We start from the raw sequence: 15,711 nt of genomic DNA, 5'->3' as shown, positions 1-15,711 counted from the left end.
CTCGAGCTATTGATGGATGACGGGCTTGTACGGGTCGAGCTTGCTCGGGGCGCTCCTCCTCGCGGGCGGGAGGGCGCGCAGGCGCGGCAAGCGCCTAGCGCGCGAACTCCCGTAAGAGCGCGTCTTCCACTTCCCGAAGCGAAAGGGCCCCGCCTCCCTCAGCGGGACGGGTGACCACGATGCAGCGCGCTCCCACGGCGCGCGCTGCGGCGAGCTTCTCAGCCGTGCCGCCTACGGTTCCCGAGTCCTTGGTCACAAGCCACTGGGCGCCCACCTGCCGAAGCATCGCCTCGTTGAGCTCGCGGGTGAAGGGCCCCTGCATGCCGATGACGTGCGACGGCGAAAACCCCGCGTCGATGCACTTCGTTATAGCACCGGGCAGCGGGAGCACACGCACAAAGAAGCGTTCCGCGAAATCGGGGACGCGCGTGTAGGGAGCAAGCTCCTTGCTCCCCGTCGTGAGAAGAACACGACCCGGGTTCTCGGAGAGAAAGCGCGCCGCGCAGGCGATCGACGCGACCGACACGACGCCTTTGGGCAGCGCCTCGACCGGGCGCGCAAGGCGCAGGCATTGTGCACCCACGGCGAGCGAAGCGGCCCGGATGTTGCCGCTTGCGAGCGTAGCGAAGGGGTGCGTGGCGTCGACGACGATGCGCGCGCCGGAAAGCTCGCGATCCATGTCGGCCTCGTCGAGCCTGCCCGCATGCACCTCGATGCCCGGAAGCTCGCCCAAAAGCTCGCCTCCGTACTCGGTTGCCGCGTAGGCACGGGCGGGGATGCCCACCCCGCTCGCCCATTCGCACAGAAGGCGGCCCTCGGTGGTCCCGGCGAAGATGCGCAGCGCCGTCACTTCGGGCCGCCTGTGCGCGTGATCTGGTAGAGTAGCGCGTTCATAATGGCGGCCGCCACGGTCGAGCCGCCCTTGCGACCCCTCGCGACGATGGCCGGCACGCGTCGCGCGAGTAGCTCCTCTTTCGCCTCGACCACGTTCACAAACCCGACCGGCACCCCAACGATGAGCGCGGGCGCGATCTTCCCCGCGTCCATGAGCTCGGCGAGGCGCAGAAGTGCTGTGGGAGCGTTGCCGACGGCCACGATGAGCGGACCCTCGATGCCGCAAGCTTTGTCCATGCTCGCAACGGCGCGAGTCGTGCCCGCGGCGCGCGCAGCCGCGGCGACATCAGGGTCGGCCATGAAGCACACGGCCTTGCAGCCGAGCTTCGCGAGCGCGGGCTTGCTTATGCCTGCGAGCGCCATGTTCGTGTCGGTGAGCACCGTGGCCCCTGCGCGCAGTGCGTCGAGCGCACAGTGCGCGGCGTCATGGGTGAACACGAGGGAATCGGCGTACGAGAAGTCGGCAGTGGTATGGATGACGCGCTTCACGACGGGCTCTTCGAACGGCGGGAACGTGCGGCCGCCGAGCTCTTCGGTGATGATCTCGAAGCTGCGCCGCTCGATGTCGCCAGGCGCCATCTCCTTGGAATCCATCTAGTACTCCACTCCTTCTCTTGCACATATCCCCTGAGCGTAGGGGTGTTTCTCGCACCGCATCTCGGTTATGTAATCGGCCTTCTCCACGATCTTGCGGGAAGGCGCGCGCCCGGTGAGCGCTACTTCGACGCCGCGCGCGGACATATCGAGCGCGCGGTCCACGAGCGCCTCGTCGACAAGCCCCTTCGAAAGCGCGTCGAGCGCCTCGTCGAGCACGAGCAGCCCCTCCTGCGCGCCCTCGAGCTCGGCGAGCGCGGAAGCGAGGTTCCCATCATGCAGCTCGCACGTCGCGGCAAGTTCTACCGACGTCATCGACCAGGTAAACTTGTCCGACACCTTCCCCGCGAACACGGGCACGCCGAAATGCTCAGCGAGCAGGCGCACCTCCCCGCTTTCGCCGTCTTTCAGGAACTGCACGACGACGACGCGGCGGCCTGCAGCGAGCATGCGAAGGGCGAGGCCCATCGCCGCCGTGGTCTTGCCTTTGCCGTCGCCATGATACACGTGGATCATACGCCCTCCTCGATAATGCGGTAGACATACTCCATGTCGACCGCCCCGCGCACGACGTCGGCCAGGCGGTCGAACTCGCGCGCACGGTGATCGGCCGCGGACGCCGCGCCCGCAGCACCCACGACGTTCTCGGGCAGGCCGCGCATGCGCGCGAGTGAACGCGCGAGGGCGAGCGCCACCCCCGGTTCGTCGAACAGGCCGTGGAGATAGGTTCCGAACACGTTTCCGCAGGCCGCGCCTTCTGGTTTGCCACCAATTGTGCCCGCAGGGGCGCAGGAGACGGTCGTTTCGCCGTCGTGAATCTCGTACCCGCGCGCCGTCATGCCGTTCCACGCCGAGAACGCGCCTTGGGCGCCCGTGATGCGCAGCTCCGACTGGGCGAGGCGCTTTTCCTCCTTGAACACCGTACTTGCAGGGATGAGCCCGAGCCCGCGCGCGGTGCCAGCGCCTTCCCTGCCGTGCGGGTCGGAAAGCTCGTCTCCCAAAAGCTGGTAGCCTCCGCATATGCCGAGCACCGGCGTGCCCGCGCCCGAAAGCGCGCGTACACAGGCTCCGATGCCGCTAGCCGCAAGCCAGCGCGCGTCGTCGAGCGTAGTCTTCGAGCCGGGAAGCACCACCAGGTCGGGTCGGCCCAGATCGGTCGTCGAGGAAACGTAGCGCACGCCCACGCCGGGCACGCGCGAAAGCGGGTCGAAGTCGGTGAAATTCGACAAATGCGGAAGGCGCACGACGGCGACGTCGATGACGCCGCGCGCCTCGCGGGCAGATAGGCGCGGCGCGAGCGAGTCCTCGTCGTCAAGGTCGAGCGTAAGATACGGCACGACACCCACGACGGGAACTCCGCACATCTTCTCGAGCGGGGCCAAACCCGGGCGCAGGATTTCCACATCGCCGCGGAACTTGTTCACCACAAGCCCCCGCAAAAGCGCGCGGTCCTCGGGAGCAAGGAGCGCGACCGTGCCGTAGAGCTGGGCAAATACCCCGCCCGGGTCGATGTCGCCCGCAAGCAGCACGGGGGAGGACACGGCGCGCGCGAGCCCCATGTTGACGATGTCATTTTCGGCAAGGTTGATTTCGGCGGGGCTGCCGGCGCCCTCGATGACGATGACGTCGTTTTCCTCCGCGAGCGAATGGAACGCCTCCAAAATCTGCGGCATGAGCGCCTTCTTTCGCGCGAAGTAGTCCCTCGCAGCGAAGGCTCCCTGCGCCTTGCCGGCCACGATGAGCTGGCTTCGGTGGCCGCTTTCAGGCTTGAGCAGGATGGGGTTCATGCGCACGTCGGGCGGGATGCCGCACGCCTCGGCCTGCATGATCTGGGCGCGCCCCATCTCGAGCCCGTCGGCCGTGACACCGCTGTTGAGTGCCATGTTCTGGCTCTTGAAGGGAGTCACGCGCAGGCCGTCCTGCGAAAGCACGCGGCACAGCCCCGCCGCAAGCAGGCTCTTCCCCGCGTTCGACATGGTGCCCTGGATCATGATGGGCTTGGCCCTACCCACGGGTATCGACCTCCTTCGCCAAGCCTCGGCCATCCGCGCCCGCCATAGCGCCGCCGCAAGAAGCGCCGCCCCGTTCGTCGGGTTCGCCTTCGCCCGATGCACCTTCCGCCCGAAGCGCGCGGCTGAACGCCATCGCAAGCCGGGCGTTCTCCTTGTGCGTGCGCACCGCGACGCGGCACCAGAAACGGGACAGTACCGAAAACGAGTCGCAAGTGCGGACCAAAACACCCTGATTATACAGGCGCTCGGGGATGTCTTTCGCCGGCGTGCGGACTAAAAGGAAGTTCGCATCCGACGGCACGACGGAAAGCCCGAGCGAGGAGAGCTCGTGGGAAAGCCACGCTCGCTCGCCCGCCAATACGTCGCGCGTGCGCGAGACGTATTCGACGTCTTCCAGGGCGGCAATGCCCGCGGCCTCGGCGACCGAGGAGACGGGCCACGCCTGCCCCGCCCGGCGAATCCCCTCGATGAGTTGGGCGTTTCCGCTGATCAGATATCCCAACCGCAACCCCGCCATTCCGTAGAGCTTGGTGAACGCGGAGAGCACGGCCACATGGCGCGAACACGCGGCGCGTGCGGCCACGCTCCTTTCGCGGGCGTCGGGCGCAAATCCGAGGAAGCACTCGTCCACGACGAGCAGCGCGCCCACCTGCTCGCAGCGGCAAGCCGCGGCCTCGATCACGCTGGGGTCGACGAGGCGCCCCGTCGGGTTGTTCGGATTGCAGAGGTACGCCACGTCTCCCGGCCCCTCGATCGCGCGGGCGAAGGAGGCGGGCACGTCGAAGTCGTCCGCTTCGGAGAGCGGGAACTCCTGCACGCATGCGCCGTAGTACGATGCCGCCTCCGAATATTCAGAGAACGTCGGCGCGCACACGACGATGCGTTTCGGGCGCACCGCCGCGGCGAGCCGCCAGATGATGTCGGACGCGCCCGCGCCGCAGACGATAGTATCTTCGGGAATGCCCTGGGCACGCGCTAGGGCGCGAACGAGGGCGCGGCTTTCCCTATCGGGGTAGGCGTCGATTCGAGAAAGCGCCTTACAAGCTGCGGCGACGGCGCGCGGCGAGGGGCCTGCCGGATTCACGTTCACCGAGAAGTCGATGAGGTCAGAGGCGCCCCCTTCGCAAGCGATACCGAGCGATTGCGCGCTGCCCCCATGCGTACGGGCGCGCAGGATTCCCCCGGCAGCCCGGGGCGCGGCGTGGTCTTCCCTCATGCCATCGCCCCCACGGCGAGCACGACCGCCGCGCGCGCGGCGCCGAAGACGACGAGCGCGCATACGGACGCAGCGAGCATGAGCCTTGTCGCCCGGGCGATGTCGCCCCACTGGATTTCGCGGGACGCGTCTCCTATCGTCGGTTTCTCAACGAGCTTGCCGAAATACACCGCGGGTCCTGCCAGGCGCAGCCCGAGCGCGCCCGCGCACGCTGACTCGGTCTGCGCCGCGTTCGGGCTCGCATGGCGACGCCTGTCGCGGCGCCAGATGCGCGCCGCCCCGCGCGCGTCGAGCCCGACGATCGGGCACACGGCGATCATGAGCAGGGCCGATAAGCGCGAGGGAATCCAGTTCATCGCATCGTCGAGGCGCGCCGAAGCGCAGCCGAAGTCGATGTAGCGCTCGTTTTTGTAGCCCACCATGCTGTCGAGCGTGTTCTCCGCCTTGTACGCCATGCCCAAGGGCGCACCCCCGATCATAAGGTAGAAAAGCGGCGCGATGACACCGTCGCTCGCGTTCTCCGCCACCGTTTCCACGGCGGCGCGCGCGACGCCCTGCTCGTCGAGAACAGACGTATCACGTCCCACGATGAGCCCGACGGCTTCGCGCGCCGCGACAAGGCCGCCCTTCGAGAACGCGCGGGCAACGGCCAGGCTCTGGCGGCGCAGCTCGCATGCCGCGAGAATCTGATAGCTCGCCCATGCCTCGGCCACGAAGCGCAAGCCGGAGTGAACCATGCCGCAAACATGCAGGATTCCCCAGGTCAAAAGTCCACACGTAAGCGGAAGCGCCACGGCGAGCACAAGCCCTGCGGCGCGCGTGCCCGCGGACGTTTGCGGGAATGCGCCCCGCAGGCGGCCTTCGGCCCACGTGATCGCGCGCCCCATGGCGACGACGGGATGGGGAAGCCAGCGCGGGTCGCCGAAGGCAAGGTCGGCCGCGAACCCGGCGGCGACGGCAAGAATCGTCATCACCGGGCATCGCCCCCCGAAGCGGGGCGAACGTCGCGAAGGCAGCGCCCATCCCAGGTGGCGGCCCATGCGCCGCCCGGCTCGGTATGCACGTCAAAGTATCCCATTTTCGGGACAGCTAGCTCGGAGAGCAGCGCTTTCACGGTACCCGCGTGAACGACGAAGACGGCGCGCCCGCTCCCCTGGGCGCGCTCCGATTTGCACGCCTCCCGAAACGCCGCGACGACGCGGCGGGTGAAATCGCTCTTGTCCTCGCCATGCGGGCAGCGCGTCTCGCACCAGGAGTCTACCCAGGCGCGGTATCGCGCATCCTCTTTAAGCTCGGCGGCGCTTCGCCCCTCGAAGTCGCCGAAATCCATCTCGCGCAGACCGGGGCACGCCATAAGCTCCGCGTTCGGGAAGAGGATGCGCGCCGTCTGATCGGTGCGGGCCATGCCGCTCGTGATAACACGGAACACGTCACGATAGCACGCGAGGTCGCGCAAAGCGCTCTCGCCCGCGCTCGACAGGGGCTCGTCGGTGCCCGCCCCGCTGTAGCGATGGTCTTCCGTGCCCGCCGTGGCACCATGGCGCACGAAGACGACTTCCAAAGGCGCACCCGCGCCCTGCGTCCCTCGAGGCGCATCGGCAAGGTTTCCTTTGATGACCTGGGGAATCCCGCACGTCATGCGCACGACGACGTCGGCGCGCGCAGCGAGCGCGCATCCCAGGCGCCCCGCGCGCTCGCGCCATTGGGCGTCTTCCGCACGCATGGGGACGACTCCCGAGCCGACCAAGGGCAGAATCACTGCGTCGAAGCCGATCAGCCGCTCGAGCGCCCGGTCAGCGTCGAGCGCGCGTACGAGTTCCTCAGCACGGTATGCGACGCGGCCGGCAAAAGCCGCGGGCACGCCGCCCTCCGCAAGCTGCGCCGCGTCGACGAAATCGTCCGCCGCAAACCCGAGCTTTTCGCGCACGAAGGTCCTCTTCCCCGAATGCGCGCCACCTACCACGAGCATCATAGGAGCATGCCCCCCACCACCAGCATGGCAAGCATCGCGAGCTCGGCCCATTGCAGAAACCATCCGGCCAAATCCCCCGTCACCCCGCCGAAGCGGGACAGGGCAACATGGCGGTACCACGCGAGCGCCAAAAGCCCCGCCACCGCCATAAGGGCGCCGACGGCCTGAGCGCACGCGACCATCCCTGCAGCCGAAGCCGCAGCGAAAGCGCAAAGCGGCACGACGATCGCCGCGCGCTTCTTCGCAGGCGAGAGCCCCGCGGCCATGCCGTCCGCCCGCGCGGCAGGCCAGCATTCAACGGCGAGCCCCGAAAGCGAGCGGGAGAACACGAGCGAGCACAGAAGCGCGAGGAACGCCCCCGCCGTAAGCGGCAGCGCGGTGAACAGGGAAAACTGCAGAATAAGGTACACAACAACACCGATAACCCCGAAGGCGCCCGCCCGCGGATCGTGCATGATCTCGAGCTTTCGCTCGCGCGGGGCCCAACTTGCAAGCGCATCGGAGGTGTCGCAGAGCCCGTCTAGGTGGATGCCTCCCGTCACCGCCACAGGCAGCGCCACGAGCACGGCCGCGACGATGGTCGCGGGCACGCCGAGCAGGTTCGCAACGTGTCCCCACGCCGTCATGAGGAACCCTTCCGCAAGGCCCACCAGGGGAAACGCGGCAAGCGCATGGGTTGACCCGAAATCGGTCCAGGCCGATTTCGGGACGGGGATGCGCGAGAACGTTCCGAACGCCGCGCCGATTGCCTCTGCTATCTTCACCTTGTAGGTCCTTCACCTTTCATCCACACGGGAATCCCGCATACCACTTCGACTGCGCGGTCGGCCAGCGCCGCCACGCCCGCGTTCACGCGCGCGAGCGCGCGCCTCCATGCCTCGGTCCCCTCATCGTAGCGCATCTCATCGGCGAACACGTCGACGGTGACCACCACCGTATACGCAGCGGCCTGAGCGAGCCGTTCGATGCCTCCGAGCACCTCGCGCGCCGCAGCGTCGGGGTCACGTGGGGACAAGCCGCCTTCCGCGAAAAGCTCGTTCGCAACCAGGTTGCCCACGTCCTCCAAAAGAAGCGCGCAGCCGCGCGGAAGCCCGGACACTGCGGCGCCCACGTCACGCGTTCGCTCGAGGGTGGAAAACCCCTTGCCCTCGCGCAGCGCCCGATGGCGCGCGATGCGGCGGGCGCCCTCTTCCCCGAAGGGCTCCATCGTTGCCAGGTATACGCGAGGGCCGTCGTGCCCGAGGCACAGGGACTCGGCGTAGGCGCTCTTGCCGCTCGCGGCGGCGCCGATGACGAGCGTCACCGTCATTTCCCGGCCTCGAAATGCTCGTAAGCAGCCATGCCAGTCGCCGTGAACGTCTTCCCATCCCGGTACACGCGCAGCGCCGAATCCAGAAGGGGGAGATACGCCATGGCGCCCGCGCCCTCGCCCAAGTGCATGCCTGCGTCGAGGGGCGCCTTTATGCCGAGCTCGCGAAGGAGCTCCCGGCTTGCGGGTTCGCTTGATGCGTGGGTGCCCACGAGGTAGCCCAAGGCGTTGGGGCACAGGCGCGCCGCGCACAGGGCCGCCGTGCAGGATATGACCCCGTCGAGGAGCGCCGGCGCCTTCGAGACCGCGGCCCCCAGGTAGAAGCCGCACATCGCAGCGATGTCGAAGCCGCCCACCTTCGAGAGCACGTCGATCGGGTCGGCGGGATCGGGCGAGTTCGCGTCGATAGCGCGCTCGACCACGTCGCGCTTGCGCGCGAGCGAGGCGTCCGAGAGCCCCGCGCCGCGCCCGACAAGGCTCCGCGCGTCCGCCCGGATGAGCACTGCGGCCACCGCCGCCGAGGTGGTCGTGTTGCCGATGCCCATCTCGCCCGCGGCGAGAAGGCGCACGCCGGCGCGGGCAAGCCCGCACGCGACGGCGATTCCGACCTCGATCGCGCGCACGGCCCCATCGCGAGACATAGCGGAGCCGAGAGCGATGTTGCCGCTCCCCCGCCGCACGTTCGCGCGCACCATGCGCGCGTCTTCTATGCCCCGGGCCATACCCACGTCGACGGGCACGACCTCGGCACCCGCGAACGCCGCCATGCGGCAGGCGCTCGCGGCCCCCTCGCACATGTTGCGCGCGACGGCTCGCGTCACATCTTGCCCGCTTTGCGACACGCCTTCGGCAACGACCCCGTTGTCGGAGAAGAATACCGCGAGCGCACGGGGGAACTCGGCCACCTCGGCGCTCCCCTGAGCTGCGGCGATACACGCGACGGCGTCTTCAAAGTCGCCCAATCCCCCCAAGGGGTGCGCGACGGAGTCCCACGCGGCGTACGCGGCGGCGCGGGCGCACTCGTCTGCGGGCGCGATCCGGGAGAGCGCGGCTTCGAGCACGGCGCCCGGCGCCGACGAGAACGCGCGCCCGACTTCCTCGCGGATGCAGGCAAGCGCGGTTTCGGTTGCTTCAGCCATGCCATCTCCTCTCTGCGAACGACGCTGCGGCAGACGCGAACGCGCGCGCAACGTCGGGGTTAGCAGGATAGTACACATGCGGGAAGCCCGCCACCAGGGTCGGGGTGGTCGTCATGCACGGCCAGCCCTTGTCGCGCCGGGGCTTCTGCGCCCAGAAGTCGCCGCCCGGACAGGTGGACTGCCAGTAGTGGAACTCGTGCGCGTGGATGCGTGTTGCGCGCGGCCCGTAGAGCCCGTCGCGTTGGGAAGTGAGCTCCACGTACCCGAAATGGGACAGCCTTCCCCCGTTCTCGCTTGCGCCCTCAAGGGCGCCCGCAACAGGCCAGCGCCGCCCCTCGCTATCGGCGATTTCGCGCTGCAGGTACAGAAACCCACCGCATTCGGCGACCGTCGGCATGCCGGATTCCACCGCGCGCCGCACCGCTTCGCGCATCGGCGCGTTCTCGGAGAGCTGCCGCGCATGGAGCTCCGGGTAGCCGCCCCCCAGATAGAGGGCGCTTGTCCCCCGGGGCAACTCGCTATCACACAGGGGGCTGAAAAAGGCCAGCTCGCAACCAAGGTCCTCGAGCGCGCGCAGGTTCTCCTCGTAGTAGAACGAGAACGCCTCGTCACGTGCGACGGCGACGATGGGCCGCGCTCCCGCGATCAGCTCCAACCGGTAAGGTTCCTCGCGGATATCGGGTGCCGTCGCCGCTATTTCGAGCAAGCGATCGACCTCGACGCTCTTTTCCACCAGCTCGGCCATCTTGTCGATGCGCGCGGAGAGCTGCTCGACCTCGTCGGCGGTCACAAGCCCCAGATACCGGCTTTCGAGCGAGAACGCCTCGTCGGCGGGGATATTCCCCAAAACCGCGACGCCCGTGTGCTTCTCGATCGCAGGCGCCGCGTAGGCGCAGGCAGCGGCGCTCGTCTTGTTCAGCACGACGCCGCGCACGTTCGCACAAGGCAGGAACTCGGCGATGCCGCGGATTAAGGCGGCGAGCGATAAAGACGCCCCGCGCCCGTTCACCACTAAAACGACCGGCGTTTCCGTGTCGCGCGCAACCTGGTAGCTGCTCGCGTCGGCCACGCCGGGAGCCATGCCGTCGTAGAAGCCCATAACCCCCTCGAGCACCGCGACATCCGCGCCCGCGGCGCCGCGTGCGAGCAGGGCGCGCAGCGTCGGGGCGTCGGTGAAGAAGCCGTCTAAATTGCCCGAGCGCGCACCCACGACGCGGCGATGAAAGAGCGGGTCAATGTAGTCGGGGCCGCATTTGAAGGCCGCGCATGCAAGGCCGCGGCGCGCGAGCGCGCGCAGGAGCGCGCACGTTACGATCGTCTTGCCGCTCCCGCTCGAGGGCGCAGCGACCATGAAGCGCGGGATGGACGTGCTCACCGGGCGCCGCCTTCCCCACCTGCGGCGTTGCAGTTAGCAAGCGAGACCACCTCAACGGATGGGTTCCCCTCGGCAGAGGGGTCCTCCCCGACAGGCGACTCAGCAAGCGCCCCGACTTCGGTAAGCTCCTCGGCATCCGCGCCCGCACCACGCGCGCTGACGAGGAACACGGGGTTTTGCGCCTTCATAAGATGGTGCGAGCCTACAGCCTCGGCGCGGGCGGCCGACACCTGGCACGCCTCGAACCCCTTAAAGCGCGAACCCGAGAGGAGCGCGCACGCCTCGGTGAACGTCTCAACGGTGACGCATGGCACGCACAGGCGAACCTGCGAGTTCTTCTCGAGCGCCGCCTCCACGATGGAGGGAAGCTCGCCCGCGCTCCCGCCGACGAACACGGCGTCGGGGACGGGCAGTTTCGCGAGCGCTTCGGGGGCGACACCGGGGACCGCATGCACGTTGCCGCACCCGAATGCATCCGCGTTCTCTCGAACGAGCCGCACGCCGGCCGCGTTGCGCTCGACCGCCCATACCGACCCCGCTCGCGCGACGAGCGCCGCCTCGATCGACACGCTCCCCGTGCCGGCGCCGACGTCCCACACGGTGTCGGTCGCGGTAAGGCGCAGCTTCGCGAGCGCGACGGCGCGCACCTCCTGCTTGGTCATGGGAACGTCGCCGCGGATGAAGAGCGCGTCGGGAATACCCGAGGAAGCGTACGGCCAGCGGGGGCTCGCGGCGCGGGATGCGCCCGCAGAGTCCGCCGCGGAAGATGCCGCCGCGGGCGCAGACGCGCCGGCCGTCGCCTCGGAGGCTGCGCTAGAGCCCGCAGGCGACCCGGCGCCGCCTGCGAACTCGATAAGCATTACGTTCAAGTCGTCGAACGTCTGACCTGCGATTTCACTTGCGGTCGCGCAGGTGATGCGCTCGTCGGGGTACGACAGGCGCTCGGCCACCGTCACGCGCGCGTCCCCGAAGCCCGCCTGCACAAGCTCGCCCGAAAGCCGCGAGGGGTCTTCCCCGCCCGACGTGGCGAGGAAGAGCTCACCTGCGCGCTCGGCCTCGGCCACGATGTCGCACGCCACGCCGTGAGCGCTCGCGAAGCGCCAATCCTGCCATGGACGCGCGAGGCGCGCGGCGAGATACGACGCTGAGCTTATGCCGGGAATGACGCGCACGTCAACCTGCGCATCGCCGGAGAGCGCCTCCACCAGGCGGCGCGTGCCGCTGAACAGCCCCACATCGCCCGTCATCACGACCACGGCGCGCTGCCACGACGCCGCATCGGTGAGCGCGGCGACAATGTCCGCCGTCTTCACGAGCTCGTATCTCACCACGTCGGGCGGCACGTCAATGCCGGCAAGCGCGCGATGAGCGCCGATGACCACGTCGGCGATGTCGATCGCGTCGAGCGCCGCGCGCGAGAGCAAGTCGGGGTTTCCGGGCCCCGCCCCGATGATCGTTACCTTTCGCATGGAATCTCCCGATACCCGCGCGGCGTAACCATACGGCCGCCCACGCGCTTCGTGTCCGCGTTGCCGACGAACACGGTGGTGAACATGTCGGCGTCGAACTCCCCCAGCTCGGAGAGCCTGCACATGCCCGACTGCTGCCCCTCGCGCCCGATGTTGCGTACCCAGCCGCAGAGCGTGTCAGGGGCCTTCCATTCGAGCATAATCTTCGCCGCGCGCGAGAGCCTGTCGGCGCGCTTTCTGCTGCGCGGGTTGTACAAACAGATGCAGAAGTCGGCGCTCGCCACGGCGGCGAGCCTGCGCTCGATGACCTCCCACGGCGTGAGCAGGTCGGAGAGCGACACGACCGCGAAGTCGTGGGCAAGCGGGGCGCCGAGCACCGCCGACCCGCTCTGAGCCGCGGTGGCCCCGGCGATAACTTCCACGTCAACATCGGGGTAGTCCTCCGCAAGCTCCAGCACGGGGCTCGCCATGCCGTACACGCCCGCGTCACCGCTGCACACGAGCGCCACGGCTTCTCCACTCTGCGCGCGCGAAAGCGCCAGGCGGCACCGTTCGACCTCGTGCATCATCGGCGTCGCGAGATGCGCCGCGTCGGGTACGGCGGCGAGCGCGAGCTCCACGTATTTCGTGTACCCAACAACGATGTCGGCCGCCTCGAGCGCACGCCGAGCCGCAATCGTCATGCCGTCGGGGCCGCCCGGGCCGATCCCCACCACGAAGAGCTTTCCCATCACCGCTCCTTAAACGAAAGTTCGATAGTTACCTTGGAAAACGCGACGGTCACGCCGCCGTGAGCGAGCTTCGGGAAGATAAGTTTGCCCCCGTCCGCGAGCGCCGCGCGCTCGCACACGTTGTCGACCCCCACCGTCGCGCGCACGAAATCAGATGACGAAACGCTGCCTTCGACCTGCGACAACTCCTCTGCGGAATACGTCACAAGCGGGATATTGCGCGCGCGGCAGAAGGCGAGCAGACCCTCCTCGTGCGCCTTCACGTCGATCGTCGCCACCTCACGCACGGCAGAAGGCGAGATACCCGCCTGCCCGCACGCGAGAAGAAACGCCTCCCCGATCGCTTCGGCGCACGCACCGCGACGGCACCCTATGCCCGCAACGATGCAGGGCACGACAAGGCGAAGCGGCTCGGGCGCAGGCGCCTGCGCCCGCACGCCCGCGGGCTTCCCCGTCTCACCGGCGGGTAAGACCTCGCCCGTTGTCTCCGCCGCACGAACGAACGCACCCGCATTCGCGCCAGCGAACGGCGACACGACGATATCGGCCCGAGCGCGGTCGGACGCAATGTCAACCCCCTCAGGCGGCTGTCCCGAAATCGGCATATCGGAAAAGAGCGTCACGCGCCCGCCCGAAAGCAGCCGCGCCGACACTCGCTTGATAGCCTCGGGATTCGAAACTGCGAGCCCCGCACAGCGCGCCCACGTATCCACCGCCCACACGCCGCGGACGTCGGTCGCCGTGGTGATGACGGGGATGGCCCCTGCCGCGCGTGCCACGGTTTGCGCAAGCTCGTTCGCACCGCCCAAATGCCCCGACAAAAGCGGGATGGCAAAGCGCCCCGCCTCGTCGATCACCACAACCGCGGAATCGTTTGCCTTCGAGGCGACATGCGGCGCGATCGCCCGCACGGCGATGCCCGCCGCGCCCACGAACAGAAGCGCGTCCGACGCTTCCCACGCGAGCGCCGTCCATGCGCGCAGGTCGGCCTTCCCCTCGCCGAACCCACGCGAAACGGAAACGTCCCAGTCAGGGTCATCTTCACCTGTCTGCGCGCAATCGGAAAGCGCGCGTGCGGTGCGCTCCGCCAGCGCATATCCCCTCTCAGTGAACGCTATGCAGGAAACCCTCATCTAGCGCACCACCATCGTCGAGAAGTAGCTGCCCCGATCGGGCACATCGTCGAGCGAGCGGTACACGCGCTCGCCCGGAAGCCCACAGTCCTCTACGAGCTCGGCACCATCGAAGGCGCCCTCCTCGCGAAGGATGCACTTCGTGTCCGCAAACGAGCGGCGCGCCTTCATGACCACCTTCGTCCCCGGCCAGCCGATTGCGCGGCGCACGTCGTCGTAGCCGCCGGGCACGATGTGCAGAGGCGACGACATCTCGGGCGTGAGGTCGCGCTCGAGCGCCGCGGCGACCGCGCAAAAGCTCGGCACGCCGGGAATAGCGCGCGCCTCGAACCCGCGGGCGCGCACGTCGGGCGCTATGCGCTGGAAGGTGGCGTAGATGCTCGGGTCCCCCAGGTTCAACAGCGCGACGTCGCGGACCGCATCCAGGTGCGCGACAAGCTCGCGAACAAGCGAGGCATGCTCGGCCGCGCGGCGCTCGACGTCGCGCGTCATCGAGAATCTCACGGGGATCACCGTCTTGCCTGTAAGGTCGACGGCGCCGCGCACGATGTCGAGCGCGACCATGACCCCGTCCGCCGTCTGCGGTGCGGCGATGACCGGACACGATTCGATTGTGCGGACGGCCTTGATCGTGAGCAGCTCGGGGTCGCCAGGCCCCGTGCCCACCCCGTACAGCACGCCTTTACTCATACGTCGCCCCCAATTCCCCGATAACTGCATCGGCGCCCGACGTGCGGAAAAGCTCGCAGCGCTCGGCGTCGAACACGACCGCGGCGATGTCGCATGCGCCCGCCGCGCGGCGGCGCAACCTGTCCTCGATTGCCGCAGCGAGCGAGGCGCGCGCAGCGTCCCCCACGCCGGCGGCCTCGATTACCTCGAGCGCCGCCGTGGTCGTGACCGACGACATGATCTCGCACACGGTCTTCGCGCCCGCGCCGGCCAAGGCCGCGTGGGCGGCCAGAATCTCCGCGCGGCAGTCGGCGGTACGCGAATGGGTGTCCATGATGCCGCCCGCGACCTTCACCAGCTTGCCGATGTGTCCCACAAGAAGGACATTGGTAAATCCCTCGCGAACGCAGCAATCAATCGCATCGCCCACAAAGTTGGAGATGAAGACCACCGGCGCACCGTTTAGGTGAAAATGCCCCGAGATGAACTGCGCGCCGTAGTTGCCGGGCGTGAGCACAACTCCGCGCCGCCCCATAGCCGCATGCTGCCGGATCTCGAGCTCGATACTGTCGCGCAAGGCAGCGAGGCTGCGCGGCTCGACGATGCCCGTCGTGCCCAGGATGGAAATGCCGTCCTCTATCCCCAGGTGTGGGTTGAAGGTCTTTTCGGCAAGGGCAACACCCTCGGGTACCGAAATCGTCACAGCAATATTTCCAGAAAAGCCGTGCGCGGCGCACACCTCGCGCACCGCCGAAGTGATCATCGCGCGCGGCGTCGCGTTGATAGCGGCCGACCCCACCGGCTGCTCGAGCCCGGGCAACGTCACGCGCCCCACGCCCACGCCGCCATCGACGGAAACTTCCGATTCGCGCGCGGGCACGCCCTTGCTGCCCGCAGCGCCCGTGCCCGACCCCGCATGTTCCACGCGCGCGTACACGAGCACGCCGTCGGTCACATCGGCATCGTCGCCTGCGTCCTTTCGCACGGCGCACTGGGCGCACCCCTCGCCGATACATGCGTCAACCACGTCCGTCTCGACAGGCAGCCCGCCGGGGGTGACGATCGACACGCGGCCGACGGGCTTTCGTGACAAGAGCATCTCGCAGGCCGCCTTCGCCGCGAGCGCGGCGCAGCTCCCCGTGGTGTAGCCGCAGCGCAGGCGGGTCGTCCCGGTATATATGTAGTGCTCGAAGGCCAC

General features: G+C 68.4%; 16 protein-coding genes. All 16 read right to left on the bottom strand.

The window, feature by feature from the left end; genetic code table 11:
• Positions 1 to 94: 94 nt before the first annotated feature.
• The 16 genes from cobK to cbiD are packed head-to-tail and all read right to left on the bottom strand — an operon-like array spanning position 95 to position 15,711.
• On the bottom strand, positions 95 to 850 hold the full coding sequence (gene cobK / locus DXC79_RS03630) for a precorrin-6A reductase (protein WP_117635183.1): 756 nt from the start codon (positions 848 to 850) through the stop codon (positions 95 to 97).
• On the bottom strand, positions 847 to 1,488 hold the full coding sequence (locus tag DXC79_RS03625; RefSeq protein WP_117635182.1) for a precorrin-8X methylmutase: 642 nt from the start codon (positions 1,486 to 1,488) through the stop codon (positions 847 to 849). Before DXC79_RS03625 ends, cobK begins: the two co-directional genes overlap by 4 nt.
• On the bottom strand, positions 1,489 to 2,004 hold the full coding sequence (locus DXC79_RS03620) for a cob(I)yrinic acid a,c-diamide adenosyltransferase (RefSeq protein ID WP_117635181.1): 516 nt from the start codon (positions 2,002 to 2,004) through the stop codon (positions 1,489 to 1,491).
• A complete protein-coding gene (locus tag DXC79_RS03615) occupies positions 2,001 to 3,500 on the bottom strand; it encodes a cobyric acid synthase (protein ID WP_233502977.1) in 1,500 nt (499 codons plus the stop codon). Before DXC79_RS03615 ends, DXC79_RS03620 begins: the two co-directional genes overlap by 4 nt.
• Entirely contained in the window at positions 3,493 to 4,716 is a 1,224-nt protein-coding gene (locus DXC79_RS03610; RefSeq protein ID WP_158550958.1) for a histidinol-phosphate transaminase, read from the bottom strand. The genes DXC79_RS03615 and DXC79_RS03610 overlap by 8 nt, the downstream gene beginning before the upstream one ends.
• Complete coding sequence (gene cbiB, locus DXC79_RS03605) at positions 4,713 to 5,687, bottom strand: adenosylcobinamide-phosphate synthase CbiB (protein WP_117635178.1); 975 nt, start codon at positions 5,685 to 5,687, stop codon at positions 4,713 to 4,715. The genes DXC79_RS03610 and cbiB overlap by 4 nt, the downstream gene beginning before the upstream one ends.
• Positions 5,687 to 6,643 (bottom strand): histidine phosphatase family protein, encoded by a 957-nt coding sequence (locus DXC79_RS03600; protein ID WP_233502976.1) that lies wholly within the window; start codon positions 6,641 to 6,643, stop codon positions 5,687 to 5,689. The genes cbiB and DXC79_RS03600 overlap by 1 nt, the downstream gene beginning before the upstream one ends.
• A 41-nt stretch (positions 6,644 to 6,684) precedes the next feature.
• Complete coding sequence (gene cobS, locus DXC79_RS03595; RefSeq protein ID WP_117635176.1) at positions 6,685 to 7,452, bottom strand: adenosylcobinamide-GDP ribazoletransferase; 768 nt, start codon at positions 7,450 to 7,452, stop codon at positions 6,685 to 6,687.
• Positions 7,449 to 7,997, bottom strand: a complete 549-nt coding sequence (locus DXC79_RS03590) for a bifunctional adenosylcobinamide kinase/adenosylcobinamide-phosphate guanylyltransferase (protein ID WP_117635175.1) — start codon at positions 7,995 to 7,997, stop codon at positions 7,449 to 7,451. Before DXC79_RS03590 ends, cobS begins: the two co-directional genes overlap by 4 nt.
• Entirely contained in the window at positions 7,994 to 9,136 is a 1,143-nt protein-coding gene (locus DXC79_RS03585) for a nicotinate-nucleotide--dimethylbenzimidazole phosphoribosyltransferase (RefSeq protein ID WP_117635174.1), read from the bottom strand. Before DXC79_RS03585 ends, DXC79_RS03590 begins: the two co-directional genes overlap by 4 nt.
• Positions 9,129 to 10,511, bottom strand: a complete 1,383-nt coding sequence (locus DXC79_RS03580; RefSeq protein WP_233502974.1) for a cobyrinate a,c-diamide synthase — start codon at positions 10,509 to 10,511, stop codon at positions 9,129 to 9,131. Before DXC79_RS03580 ends, DXC79_RS03585 begins: the two co-directional genes overlap by 8 nt.
• Positions 10,508 to 11,980: a precorrin-6y C5,15-methyltransferase (decarboxylating) subunit CbiE gene (gene cbiE, locus DXC79_RS03575; protein ID WP_117635173.1), complete on the bottom strand. Its 1,473-nt coding sequence runs from the start codon at positions 11,978 to 11,980 to the stop codon at positions 10,508 to 10,510. Before cbiE ends, DXC79_RS03580 begins: the two co-directional genes overlap by 4 nt.
• Positions 11,968 to 12,711, bottom strand: coding sequence for a precorrin-3B C(17)-methyltransferase (gene cobJ, locus DXC79_RS03570; protein ID WP_042435525.1), 744 nt, complete (start codon positions 12,709 to 12,711; stop codon positions 11,968 to 11,970). Before cobJ ends, cbiE begins: the two co-directional genes overlap by 13 nt.
• Positions 12,711 to 13,844, bottom strand: coding sequence for a cobalt-precorrin 5A hydrolase (locus DXC79_RS03565; RefSeq protein ID WP_117635172.1), 1,134 nt, complete (start codon positions 13,842 to 13,844; stop codon positions 12,711 to 12,713). The genes cobJ and DXC79_RS03565 overlap by 1 nt, the downstream gene beginning before the upstream one ends.
• Complete coding sequence (cobI, locus tag DXC79_RS03560; RefSeq protein ID WP_117635171.1) at positions 13,845 to 14,534, bottom strand: precorrin-2 C(20)-methyltransferase; 690 nt, start codon at positions 14,532 to 14,534, stop codon at positions 13,845 to 13,847.
• Positions 14,527 to 15,711 (bottom strand): cobalt-precorrin-5B (C(1))-methyltransferase CbiD, encoded by a 1,185-nt coding sequence (gene cbiD, locus DXC79_RS03555; protein ID WP_233502973.1) that lies wholly within the window; start codon positions 15,709 to 15,711, stop codon positions 14,527 to 14,529. Before cbiD ends, cobI begins: the two co-directional genes overlap by 8 nt.

Source organism: Collinsella sp. TF08-11AT (assembly GCF_003437035.1).
Lineage (GTDB): Bacteria > Actinomycetota > Coriobacteriia > Coriobacteriales > Coriobacteriaceae > Collinsella.
The sequence above is the reverse complement of the archived record's forward strand: the minus strand, read 5'-3'. Positions and strand labels throughout refer to the sequence as shown.